Genomic DNA, 19,496 nt, shown 5'->3' on the forward strand with positions numbered 1-19,496 from the left:
AAGCGGCTCGAACCCATCTGGGACTTGTTCCGTACCCATGGAAGCCTGCGCGTGGTATCCGCCATCGCCGAACACCTCGGCCTCGTCGAATCGCCTAATCTCCCGCAGCCGGTACGGGGGCTCGCCGAGGCCGCGCGTTCAAGGGTCACCACCGCGCTCGAGCAGGTTGACGATCTGCTGTGATCTTCAGCGAGAGACACCAGCCCGTCCGCGCTGTTACCGAGGCCCGCCTTTCGCTGTCGAACGTGTCCGCAACAAGCGGAATCTGGTGTGACTGGAAGCCCCTCTTACGCGTGATTACCGTTCGTCAGTTCGTGGAACTACCACGGATCGCATCATTACTCGCCATGGGTGAACACCTCGCGCGGCGCGCGCCCGCGCAGTGCGGATTACTGTCTCGCCGTCGTTAAGTCAGAGCAGGTACGGCTCCTGAGCCACTTCGGAACTCACTGGCAGGGCCGGACGGCTGCGGCGGGGCACCACTGGTCGACGTCCAGGTACCCGTGGCCGTTGCCGGTCGGGATCGCGAAGGTGATCTTGCAGAGCCAGCCGCCGGTTGTGGTCCTTGCCCAGGCCCATAACTTCCCTGGCACCTGGACGTCGAGGATGAGCCCTTCGCCGCGTACTCGGAGTGGGAGGTCGTTGGCGGGGCGTCCGTCGGTGGAGCCGATGGCGGTGGCGATGTGCACGATGACAGACGTCGGTGGGTCTACGACGCGATAGGGAGGGGGGCGAACCTAACCGACCAGCTATCGAACATGTGTTCGATCTTAGCTCCCGTTTGCCGTGGAGGGCCACGTCCCACTTGGCCGTAACGGGTGAACCTACCGTGAGATCTGACCGGGGGCTGGATACGCTCCTCGACATGAGCGGCAATGATGTGGGGGCGAGCGACGCCTGGCGAGTCGGGGTACTGCTGCGCCAGACACACCAGCGCAAGCACCGGGAGATCGATCTCGCACTCGGCCCGCTTGGTACCTCAATGGCGCAGTATGTCGTGCTGTCGACTATCACGGAACACCCGGAGGCCTCCTCGCACGACCTCGCGGTGCATACCGCCCAGACCGACCAGGCGCTGGGGGCATTGTTGCGCCGGCTGGTGGACAGCGGTCTGGTGGAGCGGAGCGCCCATGGGGGGCGGGCCTACCGGCACCGGCTGAGCGCCACCGGGCAGGATCTCATGCGACGGTGCGAGAGGCCGGTCCGACAAGCGCTGGAGACGGCGTTCTCGGCACTGAACGCGGAAGAGCTTGCCCAGCTCAGGAAACTGCTGGAGCGCCTGTAGCGCGGTGGATGGGAACGGCGGTCAGGGCCAGAGGCGTGCCGCTTCCGCCCCAGCGGGCGGCGACGATCTCGGCAGCGATCGAGATCGCGGTCTCCTCCGGGCTGCGCGCCCCCAGATCGAGGCCGATCGGCGAGGACAGCCGAGCCAGTTCGCTGTCCGTCAGCCCTGCTCTCCGTAACCGCTCCAGCCGATCTTGATGGGCTGAGCGGCTACCCATCACCCCGACATAGCCCGCTGGTCCTCGTAGCGCTGCCTTCACCGCGGGCACATCGAACTTGGGATCGTGCGTCAGTACACAGATCGCGGTGCGGTCGTCGATTCTGTCTCGGGTCGACTCCAGGTAGCGGTGCGGCCAGTCGACGACGATCTCGTCGGCGTCCGGGAAACGCTGACGCGTGACGAAGACGGGGCGGGCGTCGCACACCGTCACCCGGTAGCCGAGGAAGGCACCGGCCCGGGTCACCGCTGCGGCAAAGTCGGTGGCGCCGAACACGATCATGCGGGGTCGGGTGGGAAACGGAATGATCAGCACCTCGCCGACGGGTTGTCCGGCGGTCTGGTCGAATTCGCGCGCACCGTCGTTCCGGACGGTGCGGGCGGCGCCGTCCATCAGCGCACTGCGGACCGCTTCACCGAACGCGTTCGCAGGCAGGCTGTCTGGGGTTGCGAGTCGCCACTGCCAGTTCGTGGTCTCGTCGGGGTCGTTCAGCGGGGCGATCAGGGCCGCTGGTCGCTGGGCCGCCCGCAGCTGCGTCAGCTCCTGCAGCGGCGGGTAATCATGCTCTCGCAGCGGGCGGACGAGGACGTCGAGGGTGCCGCCGCAGGTCAGCCCCGCGGCGAACGCGTCGTCGTCGCTGACCCCGAAGGTCTCGATACACGCCGTACCGCTGAGCAACGCTTCCCGGGCCAGTTCGTACACCGCCCCTTCCACACAGCCGCCGGAGAGGCTGCCGGCCACCTCGCCGTCCGCGGAGACAGCCATCGCCGTTCCGGCCGGTCGGGGGGCGGACTTCCAGGTGCGTGTCACCACCGAAAGTGCACATGGCATCGCCTGGGCGTGCCAGTCGATGAGCTGGTCGACGATGTCCTTCAAGCCGGGCTCCTGGGGTTGGTGGATCGATACGGGGTTGACAGTCACTGTGAGGCGTGTCATATAGTAAGGCACCTTATATTTAAGCCCTAAGACACTTGGGCAGTCAATGAACCTCTACGACAGGAGCGGGTTGCATGAAACCGGGCCCCTTCGACTATGCCGCTCCCACCTCGCTGCGCGAGGCGCTGCGGCTGCTGTCGGACACCGAGCGCGATGTGAAGGTCCTGGCCGGCGGCCAGTCTCTGATCCCGATGCTCAATATGCGCCTCGCGCGCCCCGAGCTGGTGGTCGATATCACCCGCGTGGCCGAGCTCGGTCGCATGTCGGTGGACGCCGACGGTGCCCTGCACATCGGCGCCGCGGTACGGCAGGCGGCGGCGGCCGCCGACCCAGCCGTCCGCGGGGGCTGGCCGTTGCTGGCGGCCGCCATCGAGCAGATCGGGCATCCCCAGATCCGCAACCGCGGAACCGTCTGCGGCAGCCTGGTGCACCACGACCCGGCGGCGGAACTTCCGGCGGTGGCGGTGGCGCTGGACGCCCGGTTCACCGTGACCGGTCCCGGCGGCACCCGCACGGTGCCGGCCGAGGATTTTTTCCTCAGCACCTTCGCCGCCGATGTCGAACCCGATGAGCTGCTCACCGAAGTGGTCTTTCCGGCTTCCCCGGGCACCGGCTGGTCCTTCCTCGAACTGGTCCAGCGCCGCGGCGACTTCGCCGGCGTCGGCGTCGCGGTACTGGTCCGCCGGTCCGGCGATGCGGTCGGTGAGGCCCGGATCGTCTTCTGCGGGGTCGGCAGCACCCCGGTGCGCACCCCCGAGGCCGAGCAAGCCCTGGTCGGCCGGGCCCTCGACCCAGTCGCGGTGGAGGCCGCCGTCCTAGCCGTGCGCGGCGCCGTGGACCCGCCCGGCGACGTGCACGCCAGCGCTCAATGGCGGCGCGAAGGAGCCGAGGTCCTGCTTCGCCGGGCCCTGAACCAAGCATGGGAGAACTGCGCATGAGCACCGACACGAACCGGCGGGTGGAACAGCCACCACTGGCCGAGCCCACCACCTGGCACGAAATCGACCTGACCGTCAACGGCCGACCGGTGACCGCTCAGGTCGAGTCGCGGCTGCTACTCGCCGACTTCCTGCGGGGACGGCTCGGCCTCACCGGCACCCACCTCGGCTGCGAACACGGTGTCTGTGGTGCCTGCACAGTGCTGATCGACGACGTATCGGTGCGCTCGTGCATCATTCTCGCGGTGCAGGCGGCGGGCTGCTCAGTGCGCACCGTGGAGAGCCTCGCCGAGCACGGTGACCCGCTCAGCCCGGTGCAGCGGGCCTTCCACGAGCAGCACGGAATGCAATGCGGCTTCTGCACCCCAGGCTTCGTGATGACCTGCACCGCGATGATCGAGCGCACACAACGACCGGACCAGGACGTGGTCGCCGATGAACTCAGCGGTCACCTGTGCCGGTGCACCGGCTACCGCAATATCCGCGCAGCGGCGGAGCAGGCACTGGACGAACGTTTCGGCACCCGGGAGGCGCAGTGAGGACTTCGCAGGAGACCGGCGCCGGCTGGTTCGGCCGCTCCGTCCCGCGGGTCGAGGACGATCGCCTGCTGCGCGGCGAGGGCCGGTTTGTCGACGACATACGGGTGCCCGGAGCGTTGGAGGCAGCGTTTCTGCGCAGCCCGCAGGCGCACGCGCGCATCACCCGGATCGACGTCGCCGCCGCCCGCGCGCTGCCCGGTGTGCATGCCGTGTTCACCGCGGCCGACACCGCCTCGCTGAAGCCGGTAATCAACGAGGCCGAGTTGCGTGTCCCGCAGGGACTCGTCGAGTCGCTCAATCCGCTGGTGCGCAAGCTGCCCTACCCGGTGCTCGCCGAGGGCACAGTGAACTTCGTCGGCCAGCCGATGGCACTCGTGGTGGCGGACAATCGCTACATCGCCGAGGACGCACTGGAGCTGATCGAGGTCGACTACGAGCCGCTGCCCGTGCTCGTGGACCCCGACCAGGCCCTCGAGCCCGGAGCCCCGCTGATCGAAGAAAGCTGGGGCGACAACCTGGCACTCGAGGTGAAAACCCAGGTCGGTGACCCGGACGCGGCTTTCGCCGACGCGGCGGCGGTGATCGAGGAGGAGTTCTTCTCTCATCGCTACGTCCCCTCGCCGATGGAGACCCGCGCCATCCAGGCCGCGCCCGGTGCGTACGACGGGCGGATGACGATCTGGTCGAACACCCAGACCCCGCACCGGCTGCGCGACCACATCGCGGACTCGCTGGGTCTGCCCACCGACGAGGTGCACGTGCTCGCAGTCGACGTGGGCGGCGGCTTCGGGCAGAAGGGCATCATCTACGTCGAAGAGGTCCTGATCCCCTACGCCGCACAAACATTGGGTGCACCGGTGCTGTGGCGGGAGGACCGCAACGAGAACCTCGTCGCCGCATCCCACGCGCGCGAGCAGATGCACCGGATCTCGCTCGCCGCCGACGCCGACGGCAGACTGCTCGGACTGCGGGACGACTTCGTGGTCAACTTCGGCGCCACCACCATGACCGGACTCGTCGTCCCGTACAACTCGGTGGTCCACCTGCTCGGGCCGTACCGGGTGCCCAACGTCGACATCCACGTCCGGGCAGCGCTGACCAACACCGCCCCCACCTCCCCCTACCGCGGGGCGGGGCGCCCGGAGGCCGTCTTCGCGATGGAGCGCGCCCTCGACCGGCTGGCCCGCAAGCTGGACATGGATCCGGCCGAACTCCGCGCCCGCAACCTGATCAGACCCGAGGAGATGCCATACCGCACCGGGCTCCGCGATCGGGCCGGGTTGCCACAGGAGTATGACTCCGGCGACTTCCCCGCACTGTTGCGCACGGCCGTCGACATGGTCGACCTGCCCGGGGTGCGCGCGCGGCAGGCCGAGCTCGAGCACGCGGGCGGCGATCACCGCCTCGGCGTCGGTTTCGCGGTCTATCTCGAGGCCACCGGACTGGGACCGTTCGAAACGGCGCGGGCCTCCGTTCGCCCCGACGGGCGGGTGCGACTGGCGCTGGGAACCCCCTCCCAAGGGCAGGGGCACCGCACCGTCTTCGCGCAGATCGCCGCGGATGCGATCGGCGTGCCGATGGAGTCGATAGAGGTGATCAGCGGAAACACCGACGCCATCCCGCACGGCGTCGGCACCATCGCCTCCCGCGCGCTGGTCACCGCCGGCAACGCGGCGAACATGGCCGGTAAGCAGCTGCGGCAGCGGATCGTCGACGCAGCGGCGGAGCTGCTCTCGCTGCCGCCCGCCGAGATGACACTCGAGGAGGGCGTGGCGCGGCACACTGGCCGCGGCGCCGAGGTCACCCTGGGTGAGCTGATCGCCGCTGGTTTCGAGCTCAGCGAGACCGCCTACTTCCGGCCGCCGGGCTTCACCTTCTCCAGCGGCTGCAGCGCGGTCGTCGTCGATGTGGACACCAGCACCGGCCAGGTCGGCATCGAACAGTACGTGGTAGTGCACGATGCCGGACGGATCGTCAACCCAGTGATCGCACACGGACAGGTCACCGGCGGCATCGCCCAGGGCATCGCCGGCGCACTGTACGAGGAGATGATCTACGGTCTCGACGGCCAACCGGTGACCACCACATACATGGACTACCTCTTCCCTACCTCCTCGGAGATTCCCGACCTGGACATGGCCGAGATCGTCACCCCCAGCACCATGAACGAGCTGGGAGTCAAGGGACTCGGAGAGGGCGGCGCGATCGCGCCGCAAGCGGCCATCTCCAACGCCGTGGAGGACGCTCTCACACCGCTCGGCGTCATCGTCCGGCGCGGCCCACTCACCCCCAGTCGAGTACGCGACCTCCTACGCGAGGCGACCCGCCCGACAACCACCTGACAACGTTCGGAGCAACACCATGCAACTCGAGAACAACTTCACCGTTCCCGTCACCCTCGACGACACCTGGAAGCTCTTCCAGGACATCTCCGGAATCGCTCCCTGCATGCCCGGCACGGTCCTGGACTCGATCGACGACAACGCCTTCACCGGCCGGGTCAAGATCAAGGTCGGTGCGGTGCAGATGAGCTACCGCGGCAAGGGCACCGTGAACTACGACGACTCCCGACACCACGTCGTCCTGGACCTGAGCGCCAACGAGACGCGCGGCGCCGGCACCGCGGCAGCCAAGGTCACCGCACAGCTGACCGCAGACGACGGCCAGACCCGGGTCAAGATGCTCACCGACCTAGATCTGACCGGGCGTCCGGCGCAGTTCGGTCGCGGCATCATGACCGAGGTCGCGGACCGGCTGATCCAGCAATTCGCCAAGAACCTGGCGAGCCACCTCAGCAGCCCGCACCAGGACACCGTCACATCCGCACCCGGCGCCAGCGGCTCTTCGGCGTCCTCCACCACCTCCAGCACGAACTCGATCGAACCGGCACCGCTGGACCTGGGCGGGGCCATGCTGCCGGTGCTCGCGAAGCGGGCCGTCATGTCGGCCACGGCGCTGTCTGCGGCGGTCCTGCTCACCTGGTTGCTCATCCGGATGCGCCCGGGCCGCAGGTGATAAACCGTGCTTGCTCGAAATTTGACCGTTGCCAGCACCGAGCCCAATGCCGTTGGCGCACGGGTCACAACGCTGAACTCCCGCTGGAACACGTCCTGAAACGCGGGACCACAAGACCTGCTCGAACCTACACACGCCGATCCCGCCGACTGCGCATCACCCGCCCCGAATCCGGGGGTTAAGAACACTCTCGGATGCACGAACAACTGCGCCGCCATTCTCGGATAGCCACCCGGCGCCAGCCCTCGGAACCACGACCGAACGCCGGACTGCGATGACATCGTCTCCTTCGCGGAAGACCCATCATTCCTCAGATACCGAGTCACAAGTGAACTGGCACCTAGGGTGGCCAGTCTGCAGACCGTGAGACCCGCCGGGACGTCTCCCCGACGATGCGCGCGGCTGGCCCCCCGTTGTGGTCATCAAAAGTTCGCTACGTCTCACGACCAACGGATCGACGGTCCCACCGTCGTAGTAATGATTGGAATTGCTCATGCAAGAAACCTCTGCCGGGCCCTCTGCTCGGCGCGCCCTGCTGTCCTCCCTGTCCGGGACCACCGTCGAGTGGTACGAGTTCTTCATCTACGGAACAGCGGCCGCACTGGTATTCAACAAGCTGTTCTTCCCAGCGTTCGATCCACTGATCGGGACGCTATTCTCATTGTCGACGTTCGCGATTGCATTTATTGCACGCCCTGTCGGCGGCGCCATCTTTGGTCATTTCGGCGACAGGATCGGACGAAAGTCCATGCTCGTCGTCACACTGTCGATGATGGGGATCGCGACCTTTCTCATCGGAATTCTGCCCACCTACGCGATGCTAGGGCCGGTCGCGCCGATCCTTCTCATCACACTGCGCCTCATCCAGGGGCTCTCACTCGGCGGCGAGTACAGCGGTGCCGTACTGATGAGCGTGGAACACGCCACCGCGCGCCGGCGGGGACTATACGGCGCGGTCGTCAACAGCGGTGCATGGTGGGGATTGATTCTCGCGAACCTTGCATTCCTCGGCGTCACGCTGCTTCCGGACGGAAGCTTTGAGACTTGGGGATGGCGAATCCCTTTCCTGCTGAGCGGCATTCTCGTCAGCCTCGGGCTCTACATCCGACTGAAAGTCGAGGAGAGTCCGGAGTTCGAGAAGGTCAAGCGCACCGGGAAGGTCCAAAAGACGCCACTCGGTCAACTCTTCAGCAGCAACTACCGGCAGGTCATCCTGATGGCCTTGTCCTACCTATCCGCCGGAGCGACGTTCTACGTGCTGAACGTCTTTTCTCTGACCTATGGCAAGACGACGATCGGCCTCGGGCATAAAACCATTCTCGGATTCATTCTGGCAACGTCGGCTATGAGCGTCGTCCTCGTACCCGTGTTCGGTTGGCTGTCTGATCGCGTCAACCGAAAGAGCATCTACCTCGCCGCCATCACAGGAATGGCTGTACTTCCCTTCCTCTGGTTCGCCTGTTTCGACACGGGCAACGAATGGGCGATTCTCGCGGGCTATCTGATCCTCGGGTTCGCGGTGTGCGCATACTTCGGAACTATGGGAGCATTTTTCGCGCATGTCTTCCCGCCGCAGGTTCGATACACCGGCCTAGCCCTCGGATACACCTTCGGGACGATCCTCGGCGGAGCCACCGCACCGCTGATCGCTACCTACCTACTCGATAGCACCGGAAGTTGGGTACCAATCGCTTTGTTCCTCTTGTTCGCCGGGGCACTGTCCGCTATCGCCTCGCTCTTCCTCCATGAACTCCCCCATGTCGAACACCGCCAGTCATCACCCGACTCGGCCAAGGATGAAGCGGCGGTGGAAGATGCGACCCTCTGAGACCCGATGAATCAGAGCAGGTTTGATGCAGGGAGCCCAGTCCGTGCATCAAACCTGCCAACTTCGGAGCACAAGGTACCTCTCGCGGCGGTTGCGATCTGCAGGGTTTCGGCGCGGGAAGACCGGGCGACCTACCATGCTTGGTTGCATCATCACAATCATCACCGACCCCACACCGGGATCGGCGGACAGACACCCATCGACCGCGTTGCCGTTCACAACGTCCCAGGAATTACACCTAGCGAACCTTGGTCGCTAGGTTGATCTGAAGTGAAGTTCAGTGGTCGGCACACGATATGTACTCGAGCGCTCGCGTCCCGGTCACAGCGCTGGCCTGATTTCCGCCGTCTGGATTGCCGCCTATCTAGGAAACGGACTTCCCGTGGTGGAAGGCTCGCTCGAGCTCAGCCGGAATCCGGCCGCGGGAGGACACTACGTGACCCGCCCCGATCGCCCACTCGCGAATCTCCCTGGACGTCCTCTTCGCCGGAGCCTTACTCACCACTGCCTTCGCCACCGGCACCTTCGCCGCGACCATCTTCCTCACGGCTGACTTCGTCGCCGGAGCCTTACTCGCCACCGACCTCTTCACCGGAGCGGTCGGCGTGGCCGTCCGTTTCGCGGCCGCCTTCTTCGCCGGCGCCGTCTTTGTCTGAACCTTCGCTGCCTGAGCGTCATGGAAGGCGTGCTCGATCTCAGCCGAGATCCGGCCGCGGGAGGACACTACGTGACCCGCCCCGATCGCCCACTCACGAATCTCCCTGGACGTCCTCTTCGCCGGAGCCTTACTCACCACTGCCTTCGCCACCGGCACCTTCGCCGCGACCATCGCCTTCGCGGCCGTCTTCTCCGCAGCCGCCTTCTTCACGGCCGTAACCTTCACGGCCGTAACCTTCACGGCCGTCTTCTCCGCAGCCGCCTTCTTCGCGACTATCTTCTTCCCGCCCTTCTTCTCCGCCGGAGCCTTGCTCGCCGCTACCCTTTTGACCGGAGTCGCCGCGGCGGCCGCGTTCTTCGCAGCGGTCTTCTTCGCACCCGTCTTATTCGCAGCCGTCGTATTCGCAGCCGACGCCGTGTTCTTCGCAGCTGATTTCTTCGCGGCCGTCTTCTTCACCGGCGCGGATTTGGCCTGAACCTTCTTCGCCTGAGCGTCATGGAAGGCGCGCTCGACCTCGGCCGAAATCCGGCCGCGGGAGGACACCTCCAAGCCCTCCCCGATCGCCCACTCACGAATCTCCTTGGACGCCTTCTTGTCCGGAGCCTGCTCCGCGACCATCGTCTTCACGGCCGTCTTCTTCACCGAAGCCTTGCTCACCGCCGCCCGCTTCACCGGAGCCGACTCCGCGATTGCCTTCTTCACGACACCCTTCTCCGCCGAAGCCGTTCTTGCCTGAACCTTCTTCGCCTGAGCGTCATGGAAGGCGCGCTCGACCTCGGCCGAAATCCGGCCGCGGGAGGACACCTCCAAGCCCTCCCCGATAGCCCACTCGCGAATCTCCTTGGTTGTCTTCTTCGCCGATCCTTCAGAACGCCTCGGTAAAACCGCCATGTTGTCTCTCCTTCTTCGCCGGGCAATCGTCGAACGCACACAGTAGCGGCAGGCTTCCCCCGGTAATCAGGAAGCTCACCCGAACTGACATTTCAACGTCCCCAGCCCATTGCCCATTTGGTCACGTCCACACGATCCGCTTGGCCGTCTCACGGCCTAAAACTCAGTGTCACCAAGCTTCAGGCAGGACGAGCCCGACTCGCCCAGGCGAGGCGATTCCCCTACTGCACGCCCGAAAATGCGGCGGCGGCTGCGGCATCAATTTCGTCGGCTTTGACGCATTCGGTATCCAGGGTGCCAAGCAGGGCGTGCACCTGGCGGCCCCACGCCACTCCACGTGGTGCCGCAAAGTCCCAGTTCTGGCGATGCGCCTCGGGCGCCCGACCATTCTGGTTGACATCAACCGCGGTCCCGGACTCGACACGATCGAAAAGCTCAACGACACCACCGTGCGGGTGGGTGCCCTGGTCCGGCACTCAATGCTGATCGAGCAGACTCACCTGCCCCTGCTGTCGGAGGCGGCGAAGTGGATCGGCCACAGCGCCATCCGCACCCGGGGCACCACCGGCGGCAGCATCGCCCACGCCGACCCCTCCGCGGAACTCCCCGTCGTGGCGACCGCGTTGGGCGCGCTCGTCCACGTCCACGGGCCCGGCGGTACCCGCACGGTAGTGGCAGACGACCTCTTCGTCGGACCCCTCGAGACGTCCCTGGACGAGAACGAGATCGTCACCGCAGTCGACTTCCCGGTCCCGGAGCGGTCGGGTTTCGCCGCTTCGCCCGTCGGCACGGCGACTTCGGTCTCGTCACCGTCGCCGTGGCGGTCGTCGGAGGGGTCGCCCGGATCTCGATCGGCGGTGTCGGCGCCATACCCATCCGGCCCCTCACCGCCGAAGCGATCCTCGCGGACGGGCCGATGACCGACGACAAGATCGCCGAGGCGGCGCGCGTCGCCGCGACCGCGATCACCGCAGCGTCGGATCTGCACGCTTCAGCCGACTACCGAGTCGCGATGACCGAGGAGTTCACGCTCCAAGCGCTGACCCAGGCAATAGGAATCAAGGCAGGAGTGAACTGATGCGTATCGAACTGACCGTCAACGGAGAACGAGCCGCGATCGACATCGAGCCCCGCAAGACCCTCGCGGACGCGCTCCGCGAAGATCTCGGGCTCACCGGCACCCACCTCGGATGCGAGCACGGCGTCTGCGGAGCCTGCACCGTCCTGGTCGACGGTGGGCCGGTGCGGGCATGTCTGATGTTCGCCGTCCAAGCCGATGGGTCGTCGGTCACCACGGTCGAAGGCATGGCCGCCGACGACGGTACCCTGCACCCCCTGCAGCGGGCATTCTGTGACCGGCATGGCCTTCAGTGCGGGTTCTGCACCCCGGGAATGCTCATGTCCGCGCTCGACCTCCTAAACCGGGAGGTTGAGCCCAGCCGGGAGCGGATCCGGGAAGAAATGTCGGGCAACATCTGCCGATGCACCGGATACGTCGGAATCGTCGACGCTGGCGAGGAGGCGGCAGCGGAAATCAGCCGCATCGGCACCGAGCCCGCGCACGAATGCACGGTCCGCGAGCACGAAAACTTCTCAAGACACGACACATCCGGGACCCAGGCGGAAGTCGCCTCCGGCCCAGAGCCGTCCTTCCCCGGATGACGAGGAGAACGGCATGACAGGACTACTCGCCCGCATCACCACGGAACCGATCGATCCCGTCGCGGTCAACGCCGCGGTCGCCGGCCCGGTGAACGGCGCCACGGTCTTGTTCACCGGCGTCGTGCGGAACCTCGACAACGTCCAGCTCGTTACGGGCCTCGAGTACCGATTTCACCCCCCGGATCGATCGATCGGCACCCCCTGAGGAATGGGCTGTCGATGGCGGCTCAGCTCGGGTCGGCATCATCGCCTCGGTCACCCGCACATTCTGCGCGGACAGCGATCGCACGAGACTGACCGCGGAAGGGGACAGTTCGCCCCTGCCTATTCAGTGACACCGAGCCCGACCTCCGGTCCGCCGTGCGTGCCGGCGCCAGCGACCAAGAACTCGCACAGTCCTGGCGTGATGCGATGTGGCGCAAACCGTTCGGACATGAAATCGGAAACGACAAATTTACACCACCCGTCAGGAGCATGGGAGCGATCGGTGGCTGAGAATCAAGTACTTGTACGCTATTTCGCGGCCGCTGCGGACATTATCGGGCGAGACGAAGAAACGATCACTTTCATCGACTCGCCATCTCTCGGCGATCTGCACGAGCAATTGCTGCGGCAGTACGGGCAAGGAATCGCCCAACTACTGTCGGCATCGGCTTGTCTGGTTAGGGGAGAACTTACCCGCGATCTGACCTACCCGATATCTGGGAAGGTCGATGTTCTGCCACCGTTCGCCGGCGGATAGGGCACATCTCGACCTGGCCGGACCAAACCCGAGCTTCAGTCGCTGGTGGCGGCATTCTCCACGACCTCGAACCATGTCGATTCCGAGGGGCCGTCCTCGAGTCCTTCGAGTTGTTCGCGTGTTGCGCGAAACGTCTCGTCGTGATGCCAAGATGCCCAATCATCCTTGGAATCCCACACGCCGACAATCGCGCGCTCGAGCGGCTGGTCAACCCCCTTGAGTAATTGCGCCGACACCCAACCCGGTCTCCCTCGTGCGGCCGCCAGCCGAGCATGCATCGCCCCGTCCCATCGCTCTATGCCCTCCCCGCGAAGCCTCACCCTGGTGACGATTGTCATCATCGCTACTCCTCAATTCGCTCGGACTTCAGTACGAGATCAGCATGACCCCGTAACCCGCTGATGACCAGATCCCGGGATACCTGCCCGGCGCCTGTCGACTGCAAGTCAGCGGCGGGTCGACTCACGGATGCAGCGTCGGTGTGGCAGCGCAATCCGGTCGCTCGACTGCCACATCGTTGAAGCAAAAGTCGACTCGGTCGACAAGACGCTAGTTTCGAAACGCACAGGTAGACGACCGGTCTGGCTCACCCTAATTGCAGAAGGCCGCGGTTACCTCAGGCGCATTGGCAATGCCTCAGATCAGATGGCAGAGGGCTGGACTGGTGACCCGCTCCCCAGCGCTGGAGCGCTATCGCATCCGGGGCACTGCCCAGCCGTATTGAGAACCCCGCATGAAGACGCGACTCGTGACGCTCTGCGCCCTTAGAACGATCTGCAGCGAAAATCACCGTTCGCCCGCTGTGCGCGAACGTGCCCGCAGGGGGCGGAATCAGGTGTGGTCGGAAGCCCCTCTTACGCATGATTACCAGCCCGTCAGTTCGTGGAGCTACCAAGGCCCGCATTATCGCTCGCAGTAGGTGAACGTCGCGGAGGCAGTCGCCGCCGCTGCTCACGCAGAAGGCGTCACCGACAGAGCGAGCCTCATCGCCGGACACGCAGATGCTCTTCGGTGACGTCGACGATGTATGCGGGTGTTCAAGCGCCCGGCTGAGGATGCCGACCCGCATTGAAAATGCGTCAACGGACCACCTCTACGGGACGTTGCAGGTCAGCGAGTTCCAGTCATGGGACGGCATTTGGAAGGCGCCGGTGATGGTTCCTCAATCGGCATCATGGGTACGAATCAGCGTCATGCGCTTCTCGGTATCACAGCCTGACCTTGCGAACTGTGTCGGTCCTGGTCGCCGTGGCACCGTCGGATCCTTCATCGCCTGCGCTTCGATCGCGGAGCCAAGATCATCGATCGGCTATGCCCCGAGAACGTTGACAATGCCTGCGCCGTCGGCGGAAAGTTGAGCAGAGAACTTGTGACCCGATCTGTCAACGTCGGTGAGTAGGTGAGAAGCGTGAGCGCAACCGATCCCCCACCGCTGGTCGTCGTGCCGCCGGGGACCGGGCAGACCGGTGACCTGGGCCCGATTGGGGTCGAATTCAAGCTCTGGGGCCGTGACACCGGTGGGGTGTTGTCGGTCGTCGAGCACCCGTTCCCGGTCGGTGCGCTGGTGCCGCCGCATCTGCATACGCGGGAGGACGAATTCTCGATAGTTACTCAGGGTGTGATCGGATTCCGCTCCGGCGACCGGGAGGCCGTTCTCGAATCCGGCGGATACATCACAAAGCCCCGGGGTGAGATGCACGCCATGTGGAACGCCGGCACCGTCCCGGCGCGCATGATCGAGATCATCAGTCCGGCCGGCTTCGAACATTGCTTCCTGGAAATGTCCGAACTGATCGCCGCCGGCGAACCGGATGTCACCCAGATCGCCGCAGTTGCCGAGCGCTACGGTCTGCAATTCGGCGAACCCGACTGGTTGCCCGAAGTGATCGCCCGATACGCCCTGACACCGTCGTGAGCCCCGCTCGAGCCTCGACGCATGCGGTGTCGTTCACTGGTCGGGGCTGCTCAGCTCGGCCAGCCGGTGAGCCGACGACAGCGTCGAAGAATGGGGCGGCCACAGCCGCCTGAAGGCGCCCGGCACCGCCGAACAGTTGGATTCGTTTGTGGGCGAGGCATTCTCGTCTTTTGCAAGGAAGGGTCAACGCGCGCCCGCGGGGCGGGAGTGTGCGGAGGAAGTCCAAGCCGCGTCGCTGCTGGTTGTTCCGAAGTGCGCGCCGTGGACGCATCGTCGTTGGCGGCGGATTCGATCATGGCGAGCGTTCGCTCCGAGAGAGCATCGATACAATCTTCGATGTCGGTGAGAATGTCGCTCACGTCATGGAGCGTGTCCAGGGCGGACCGCCATGCCCGCAAGCCGCAGTCCACGACTCCCGGGCCGAGTCGTGAGGCAGACGCCACCCTTCGACGAGCACGCGCAGCCGGTGGCCGCGGACGCCACTGAAGGCCTCTACCGGCCTGTCGATGCTGCCTGCGAGAAACGCGCCCTTGCGCTGGCGCGGGCACGCTGGCCACGATCAACGTGACCGCGCCCCGCCGAACGCCACGACCACCACCGCAGTCGCCGCGACTGCGGCCGCGAACATCGTTGCGGCCGTTGATCTCACGGTCACCGTCAGCCCCGCCCCCGTGGGCGGCACGATCGTCACCGGATCCCGGGAACCATCACCCCGAATCTCCGGGAGAGCGGGAAAGCCGCCGCCTACAACAGCAACGAGAACTACGGCACCTCCCTCCCGAAGCCGTCCTCACTCATCGGCACCGTGCAACTTCGGGCTTCTCCGCGCACCGATGACGACATTCCCAGGAAAAGAAAGTCAATCCCGGCAAAATAGCGATTTGATGCCAGGCGCGGGGCGCGTACCCTACTATGTGAGGCTTTTTGGTACTTGTCGCCCGGTGCCACGCCGAACAAACCCGAAGAGTGGAGCAGAAATGCGTATCTTGCGTGTGTTTGTAGGAGCGGTCGCTTTCCTGGTTCTGGCGCTATCTCTTCACGCGCCCTTGCCGACTGCGCAGGCCGAGTGTATGAGATTGCCGTACTTTACGCAGTCCGGATATGCCAACTTCGATTTCCCCCCGCGAATCGTCGCGATGCTGAACGAAAACGAGATGGCGGTTGAAGGCATCGCGCCGTTCGAGGCCAAGCCCGCGAAGACCGGTCTCTATCTGCCAATCGGCTCGCAGACCAACCATATAGACGCGTGCATGGGCGTGTTCTATCCCGGCGGGCCGAGGTTCATCAGCAAGACCGGGAACTCTGTTCTGGTCGAGGATATCTGGCTGCGGATGGACGGCGCCTACGGAACTGTGAAGATCAATGGCATCGCCCAGGGCGAGAGGATGGTCGCCACCTACAATCTGAATGAGATGATGCCGACGGTCATGACGCCGCACGGTGGCGGGATCGGCCCCACGTATTGGCCGTTCCGCTTCTCCCCATATTTCGCGCAGGCCCTCAACGAGGCTGCCGGTGCCAACATCTTCATGGCTGGTGAGGTGTTCGCCAACCTCGACGCCGTCGGGAAGTTTGCGCCCTGATCTGACACGAAGGCAAATGGAGTTTCCTGTTGCCTCATGTCACTATGCCCGCGAGGTTGATTCGTTGCCTCATGTGAAGACTCCGGATCCGTTCGAGTGTGCCCCGGATCAAGTTCGATAGCGAAATCCCCGCGGGCGCCCAGTTCGTCTCGGCCACTGAGGTTCCCGGCACCCGGGTCGACCTCGGGGATCGGCGCCGACGGTGACCCAGGTGGCCGAGAACGGTAGCCCCTCCGCCACACCCAGTCGGCCCCGTTCGCCGTCTCGGTCGAGTGCAGAACCGGATCCGCTCGCCCGGAATCACCGTCAGCGACGACTTCCAGATCCACATTCACGCACTGGGAGACCGCGCCGTATGCGACAGCCTCGACGCTGCCGAACACGCACGAAAGGTCAACGACCCCTGCAGAAACCGCCACCACCTCGCCCACGTCCAGGTCATCGGCCCCGCCGACGTTCCTCGCTTCGCCGAATTGGACGTCATCGTCAACGGCCAGCCCCTGTGGGCCTGCCGCGGGGACGCCATGGAGGTCCTCACCCTCCCGTTCGTCTCCGACGTGGCGCGCAAACAGCAATTGTGTTCCGATCCCTGCTCCGGACCTGCGCCCGCATAGCCTTCGGCAGCGCAGCTGCACGGCATGCACGTCGCCGTCAATCGCCGGGAGCTGAATCCGAGCTAGCCCGATTCGGCGGATCGGGGCTCGATCACCAGGGCAATAGTCGCAGCCACGACGCTGCCGCTGAGGACTCCGGCAAGCGCGGTAGCCCACCGCTGTCCAATCGAAGCATCGGTGGAGGTCAGTGCGCTCACCAGCATTGCTGCCGACCCAGCCAATGCCAGGGTGACGGTCGAGCGCAGAAACTGGCTGGCGCCGTTGTGGAATCGCAGAAGCGTCGGGGGGATCAGTACGTTCGAAACAATGAGCAGTGCAATGCCGACGTAGAACAAAGCATTCATTGGTTTCCTCTCACAGGGCGGTGGACGGTGAGGGGCGAGCTCCTAGCTTGCCGAAGACCACCGGCCACCGACGTGACGGGTAGTCGAGGCGCCGTCGTTGCTCAGGCGCACGTGTCCTGACCTCCTCCCAGAGTGTCGTTGTGCACACGCGCGGATATCGAGATTCCGGCAAGGGCACCGGGAGAGAGGAAGTGGCGCGCGCCGCCACGTCATATATCCGCGGGACTGCGTATCGGGTTACTCCCGCCAACGTCACTCACTCTTCCATTGATGCCCGGGCGCAACGCCGGTACTCCCCTACCAAAATTTGCCGACTAATTGAGCAAACATCGCCGATGCCCTTATGGGCGGGGCGGGATGTCTTCGCGCTTTCGGCGAGGACGCTCGTCGCCCAATCGTTTTGGCCGCAATCGGCGCCGTCGACCACGCTCATCACCCCAACGACCCCCGAAGCCCGCGAGCACAGCCGGCCACCACACGCCTCGGGGGCGGCGACCCTAGCTGGTGGCCCTCGGCGCGGCGAAGACCCGGTGCAGGCCCATCGTCAGGACGATGGCGACCACGATGCCGATCAGCGGGGGAATCCCCACCTCGAACTCGGCGGAGAGCCACGCGAGGAAGGTGGCGAAGGCGTAGACGGCGAGGTTACGCCAGTACACCGGCTGCGGGGTGTGGTCTTCGGGAATGCCTCGACGCCACCGGCACAGGAAGTCCCCGATGATCACGCCGCCCAGCGGGGGGATGAACGTGCCGAGCAGGCTGAGGTAGTCGATGAGATGGTTGTGCACGCCGGTAAGCGCGAGCACGGTGCCGACCACACACCCGCCGATGACGAACGGTGTCTTGCGCGGCTTTCGGAACATCCCGGCGCCGGCCACCCCGAAGGCGTATGCGGTATCGGCGTTGCTCTTCCAGAGGTTGCCGAACAGCAGCACCAGGCCCCACCCGACCAGTCCGAGGTTGTAGAGCACCAGCACGAAGTCGCCCTCGTGGAAGGTGATCGCCCCGATGGCGCCGAATAGGATCATCAGACCGTTACCGACGAGGAACCCGATCATGCAGGCCAGGGCCGCTTGCGATCCGCTGCGGGCGAAGCGGGTCCAGTTGGGCGCTTGCGTCCCTGCCGAGACGAAGGTGCCCACCACCGTCGTAATCGCGAGCGTGACCGTCATCGTGGTGGTGGGCTCGACCGAGACCAGACCGGAGAATCCGCCGACCTCATCGAGGGACCGGGACACCACCCAGCAAGCCAGGGCGAGGATCAAGGGGGTCGAGATCAACGACACCCAGTACATCCCACGGTATCCGTAACACGCGGTGATACACATCAGGATGCTCGCCGCGATCATCACCGCCGCGCGGGCGGCGTACGACTCCCAGCCCAGGGCCTGCGCGGTGAGGTCGCCGATCGTGCCGATGATGACGCCGTACCAGCCGATCTGGGTGCCGCCGAGCAGTACCGAGGCGAGTTTGGGCCCGCGAGTGCCGAAGCTGTAGCGCGCCATGACGACGGTCGTCAGCCCCGTGCGAGCGCCGACGAACCCCATCATGGCGACATACGCTCCCAGGATCGCCGATCCGGCAGCGATCACCATCATCAGCTTCCCGAACGAGAAGGCAGTGCCGAGCGCCGCCCCGGCGAGCATCGTCGGCGTGAAGATGGTGAACCCCAGCAGTACCACCGAGAGTGAGACGAACGACTTGCGTGCGCTGCGGGGGACCGGCGTGACGGGATAGTCCGGGTCAACGGGGCGGCCGGCGCCCGCCTCGACAGTCGCGGGTTCGACGGTGCTGCTCATGCTTGTTCGCCGATGTCTTCGAGCCACAGGCCCGGGCGCTCGGTCAGCATGCGTCCCATCAATGCCACGCAGTCGGCGTCGTCGACGACGTCGACCTGGACCCCGTGGCCACGCAACCATCCTTCCGACGACTCGAATGAGCGGTTCTCACCGACCACGATTCGCGGGATCTCGTACAGCCGAGCGGTTCCCGCGCACATGAAGCACGGCGACAGAGTCGTGTAGAGGACGCAGTTGCGGTAGACCGAGGCGTGGAGCCGACCCGCCTGCTCGATGCAGTCGGTCTCTCCGTGCCGGATGGCGCTGTTCATCTGGACCCTGCGGTTGCGACCGACGGCGAGGACCTCTCCGTCGTGGACGAGTGCGGCGCCGATCGGCACACCACCTTCCTCCCAACCGATCTCCGCCTGTTCGATGGCGAGTCCGAGGAAATATGCATCGGACCGTACGGGGTTGTTCATGTGCACTCCTGGAGTCCTACGGATCGGCACCTGTGGCCTGTGCCACAATTCGACGAGTGTTGGAATGGG

Annotated in this window: 21 protein-coding genes and 2 pseudogenes; 16 read left to right on the forward strand and 7 right to left on the reverse strand. The window is 65.3% G+C overall.

The features are described from left to right. Positions 1-183: pseudogene (locus ACFWAY_RS42375) on the forward strand (dihydrodipicolinate synthase family protein); the annotation flags it as partial. A 263-nt stretch (positions 184-446) separates the two neighbouring features. On the opposite strand, the gene ACFWAY_RS42380 reads toward ACFWAY_RS42375, so the two are convergent. After that, a complete protein-coding gene (locus tag ACFWAY_RS42380; protein ID WP_378514706.1) occupies positions 447-689 on the reverse strand; it encodes a hypothetical protein in 243 nt (80 codons plus the stop codon). Between the two features lie 176 nt (positions 690-865). Here ACFWAY_RS42380 and ACFWAY_RS42385 point away from each other — a divergent pair, with 176 nt between their 5' ends. After that, positions 866-1,285, forward strand: a complete 420-nt coding sequence (locus ACFWAY_RS42385; RefSeq protein ID WP_378458689.1) for a MarR family winged helix-turn-helix transcriptional regulator — start codon at positions 866-868, stop codon at positions 1,283-1,285. Here ACFWAY_RS42385 and ACFWAY_RS42390 read toward each other — a convergent pair. Continuing rightward, positions 1,260-2,378 (reverse strand): XdhC family protein, encoded by a 1,119-nt coding sequence (locus ACFWAY_RS42390; RefSeq protein ID WP_378514737.1) that lies wholly within the window; start codon positions 2,376-2,378, stop codon positions 1,260-1,262. The genes ACFWAY_RS42385 and ACFWAY_RS42390 overlap by 26 nt on opposite strands. 134 nt (positions 2,379-2,512) lie before the next feature. Between ACFWAY_RS42390 and ACFWAY_RS42395 the strand changes: the two genes are divergently transcribed. The 5 genes from ACFWAY_RS42395 to ACFWAY_RS42415 all read left to right on the forward strand — a co-directional run bounded on the left by ACFWAY_RS42395 (position 2,513) and on the right by ACFWAY_RS42415 (position 8,758). Beyond that, positions 2,513-3,376, forward strand: a complete 864-nt coding sequence (locus tag ACFWAY_RS42395; protein ID WP_378514707.1) for an FAD binding domain-containing protein — start codon at positions 2,513-2,515, stop codon at positions 3,374-3,376. Beyond that, on the forward strand, positions 3,373-3,915 hold the full coding sequence (locus tag ACFWAY_RS42400; RefSeq protein WP_378514708.1) for a (2Fe-2S)-binding protein: 543 nt from the start codon (positions 3,373-3,375) through the stop codon (positions 3,913-3,915). The genes ACFWAY_RS42395 and ACFWAY_RS42400 overlap by 4 nt, the downstream gene beginning before the upstream one ends. After that, positions 3,912-6,257 (forward strand): xanthine dehydrogenase family protein molybdopterin-binding subunit, encoded by a 2,346-nt coding sequence (locus ACFWAY_RS42405; protein WP_378514709.1) that lies wholly within the window; start codon positions 3,912-3,914, stop codon positions 6,255-6,257. The genes ACFWAY_RS42400 and ACFWAY_RS42405 overlap by 4 nt, the downstream gene beginning before the upstream one ends. Before the next feature lie 19 nt (positions 6,258-6,276). Beyond that, complete coding sequence (locus tag ACFWAY_RS42410; protein WP_378514710.1) at positions 6,277-6,930, forward strand: SRPBCC family protein; 654 nt, start codon at positions 6,277-6,279, stop codon at positions 6,928-6,930. A gap of 493 nt (positions 6,931-7,423) precedes the next feature. Next, positions 7,424-8,758, forward strand: a complete 1,335-nt coding sequence (locus ACFWAY_RS42415; RefSeq protein WP_378514711.1) for an MFS transporter — start codon at positions 7,424-7,426, stop codon at positions 8,756-8,758. A gap of 364 nt (positions 8,759-9,122) precedes the next feature. On the opposite strand, the gene ACFWAY_RS42420 is transcribed toward ACFWAY_RS42415, so the two are convergent. Next, positions 9,123-10,307: a histone-like nucleoid-structuring protein Lsr2 gene (locus ACFWAY_RS42420; RefSeq protein WP_378514712.1), complete on the reverse strand. Its 1,185-nt coding sequence runs from the start codon at positions 10,305-10,307 to the stop codon at positions 9,123-9,125. A gap of 365 nt (positions 10,308-10,672) precedes the next feature. On the opposite strand from ACFWAY_RS42420, the gene ACFWAY_RS42425 reads away from it, so the two are divergent. The 6 genes and pseudogenes from ACFWAY_RS42425 (at position 10,673) to ACFWAY_RS42450 (ending at position 12,711) form a co-directional block, all read left to right on the forward strand. Then, on the forward strand, positions 10,673-11,227 hold the full coding sequence (locus tag ACFWAY_RS42425; protein ID WP_378514713.1) for an FAD binding domain-containing protein: 555 nt from the start codon (positions 10,673-10,675) through the stop codon (positions 11,225-11,227). Then, positions 11,125-11,385, forward strand: a complete 261-nt coding sequence (locus ACFWAY_RS42430) for a hypothetical protein (protein ID WP_378514714.1) — start codon at positions 11,125-11,127, stop codon at positions 11,383-11,385. Before ACFWAY_RS42425 ends, ACFWAY_RS42430 begins: the two co-directional genes overlap by 103 nt. Continuing rightward, positions 11,385-11,969 (forward strand): (2Fe-2S)-binding protein, encoded by a 585-nt coding sequence (locus ACFWAY_RS42435; RefSeq protein WP_378514715.1) that lies wholly within the window; start codon positions 11,385-11,387, stop codon positions 11,967-11,969. The genes ACFWAY_RS42430 and ACFWAY_RS42435 overlap by 1 nt, the downstream gene beginning before the upstream one ends. Positions 11,970-11,982: 13 nt before the next feature. After that, complete coding sequence (locus ACFWAY_RS42440) at positions 11,983-12,174, forward strand: molybdenum cofactor biosynthesis protein MoaE (protein WP_378514716.1); 192 nt, start codon at positions 11,983-11,985, stop codon at positions 12,172-12,174. Then, a pseudogene (locus ACFWAY_RS42445) lies at positions 12,149-12,464 on the forward strand (cyclic pyranopterin phosphate synthase); the annotation flags it as partial. The gene ACFWAY_RS42440 and the pseudogene ACFWAY_RS42445, both read left to right, overlap by 26 nt. Beyond that, positions 12,457-12,711 carry a MoaD/ThiS family protein gene (locus ACFWAY_RS42450; RefSeq protein ID WP_378514717.1) on the forward strand — a complete coding sequence of 85 codons (255 nt, stop codon included), beginning with the start codon at positions 12,457-12,459 and terminating at the stop codon, positions 12,709-12,711. The pseudogene ACFWAY_RS42445 and the gene ACFWAY_RS42450, both read left to right, overlap by 8 nt. 35 nt (positions 12,712-12,746) lie before the next feature. Here the strand turns inward: ACFWAY_RS42450 and ACFWAY_RS42455 are convergent, their stop codons facing one another. Continuing rightward, on the reverse strand, positions 12,747-13,052 hold the full coding sequence (locus tag ACFWAY_RS42455; protein WP_378514718.1) for an antibiotic biosynthesis monooxygenase family protein: 306 nt from the start codon (positions 13,050-13,052) through the stop codon (positions 12,747-12,749). Between the two features lie 1,067 nt (positions 13,053-14,119). On the opposite strand from ACFWAY_RS42455, the gene ACFWAY_RS42460 reads away from it, so the two are divergent. The 3 genes from ACFWAY_RS42460 (at position 14,120) to ACFWAY_RS42470 (ending at position 16,823) form a co-directional block, all read left to right on the forward strand. Continuing rightward, positions 14,120-14,626, forward strand: a complete 507-nt coding sequence (locus ACFWAY_RS42460; protein ID WP_378514719.1) for a cupin domain-containing protein — start codon at positions 14,120-14,122, stop codon at positions 14,624-14,626. Positions 14,627-15,603: 977 nt separating this feature from the next. Continuing rightward, the gene (locus tag ACFWAY_RS42465; RefSeq protein WP_378514720.1) at positions 15,604-16,209 is read left to right on the forward strand and encodes a hypothetical protein; all 606 of its coding nucleotides are present in this window, start codon (positions 15,604-15,606) and stop codon (positions 16,207-16,209) included. A gap of 272 nt (positions 16,210-16,481) precedes the next feature. Continuing rightward, positions 16,482-16,823 carry a hypothetical protein gene (locus tag ACFWAY_RS42470; protein ID WP_378514721.1) on the forward strand — a complete coding sequence of 114 codons (342 nt, stop codon included), beginning with the start codon at positions 16,482-16,484 and terminating at the stop codon, positions 16,821-16,823. 62 nt (positions 16,824-16,885) lie between these two features. On the opposite strand, the gene ACFWAY_RS42475 is transcribed toward ACFWAY_RS42470, so the two are convergent. The 3 genes from ACFWAY_RS42475 to ACFWAY_RS42485 form a co-directional block, all read right to left on the reverse strand. After that, positions 16,886-17,167, reverse strand: a complete 282-nt coding sequence (locus ACFWAY_RS42475) for a hypothetical protein (protein WP_378514722.1) — start codon at positions 17,165-17,167, stop codon at positions 16,886-16,888. A 497-nt stretch (positions 17,168-17,664) separates the two neighbouring features. Next, entirely contained in the window at positions 17,665-18,966 is a 1,302-nt protein-coding gene (gene codB / locus ACFWAY_RS42480; RefSeq protein WP_378514723.1) for a cytosine permease, read from the reverse strand. Then, the gene (locus ACFWAY_RS42485; protein WP_378514724.1) at positions 18,963-19,427 is read right to left on the reverse strand and encodes a nucleoside deaminase; all 465 of its coding nucleotides are present in this window, start codon (positions 19,425-19,427) and stop codon (positions 18,963-18,965) included. The genes codB and ACFWAY_RS42485 overlap by 4 nt, the downstream gene beginning before the upstream one ends. Between the last annotated feature and the right edge of the window lie 69 nt (positions 19,428-19,496).

Source organism: Rhodococcus sp. NPDC059968 (assembly GCF_042738615.1).
GTDB lineage: Bacteria > Actinomycetota > Actinomycetes > Mycobacteriales > Mycobacteriaceae > Rhodococcus_F.

What these genes read in the sequence shown, in the direction of transcription:
- ACFWAY_RS42385 (WP_378458689.1), top strand. Translation starts at nt 866, where the DNA reads ATGAGCGGCAATGATGTGGGGGCGAGCGACGCCTGGCGAGTCGGGGTA.
- ACFWAY_RS42410 (WP_378514710.1), top strand. Translation starts at nt 6,277, where the DNA reads ATGCAACTCGAGAACAACTTCACCGTTCCCGTCACCCTCGACGACACC.
- ACFWAY_RS42400 (WP_378514708.1), top strand. Translation starts at nt 3,373, where the DNA reads ATGAGCACCGACACGAACCGGCGGGTGGAACAGCCACCACTGGCCGAG.
- codB (WP_378514723.1), bottom strand. Translation starts at nt 18,966, where the DNA reads ATGAGCAGCACCGTCGAACCCGCGACTGTCGAGGCGGGCGCCGGCCGC.
- ACFWAY_RS42435 (WP_378514715.1), top strand. Translation starts at nt 11,385, where the DNA reads ATGCGTATCGAACTGACCGTCAACGGAGAACGAGCCGCGATCGACATC.
- ACFWAY_RS42440 (WP_378514716.1), top strand. Translation starts at nt 11,983, where the DNA reads ATGACAGGACTACTCGCCCGCATCACCACGGAACCGATCGATCCCGTC.
- ACFWAY_RS42465 (WP_378514720.1), top strand. Translation starts at nt 15,604, where the DNA reads ATGCGTATCTTGCGTGTGTTTGTAGGAGCGGTCGCTTTCCTGGTTCTG.
- ACFWAY_RS42395 (WP_378514707.1), top strand. Translation starts at nt 2,513, where the DNA reads ATGAAACCGGGCCCCTTCGACTATGCCGCTCCCACCTCGCTGCGCGAG.
- ACFWAY_RS42455 (WP_378514718.1), bottom strand. Translation starts at nt 13,052, where the DNA reads ATGATGACAATCGTCACCAGGGTGAGGCTTCGCGGGGAGGGCATAGAG.
- ACFWAY_RS42485 (WP_378514724.1), bottom strand. Translation starts at nt 19,427, where the DNA reads ATGAACAACCCCGTACGGTCCGATGCATATTTCCTCGGACTCGCCATC.
- ACFWAY_RS42475 (WP_378514722.1), bottom strand. Translation starts at nt 17,167, where the DNA reads ATGAATGCTTTGTTCTACGTCGGCATTGCACTGCTCATTGTTTCGAAC.
- ACFWAY_RS42415 (WP_378514711.1), top strand. Translation starts at nt 7,424, where the DNA reads ATGCAAGAAACCTCTGCCGGGCCCTCTGCTCGGCGCGCCCTGCTGTCC.
- ACFWAY_RS42420 (WP_378514712.1), bottom strand. Translation starts at nt 10,307, where the DNA reads ATGGCGGTTTTACCGAGGCGTTCTGAAGGATCGGCGAAGAAGACAACC.
- ACFWAY_RS42425 (WP_378514713.1), top strand. Translation starts at nt 10,673, where the DNA reads ATGCGCCTCGGGCGCCCGACCATTCTGGTTGACATCAACCGCGGTCCC.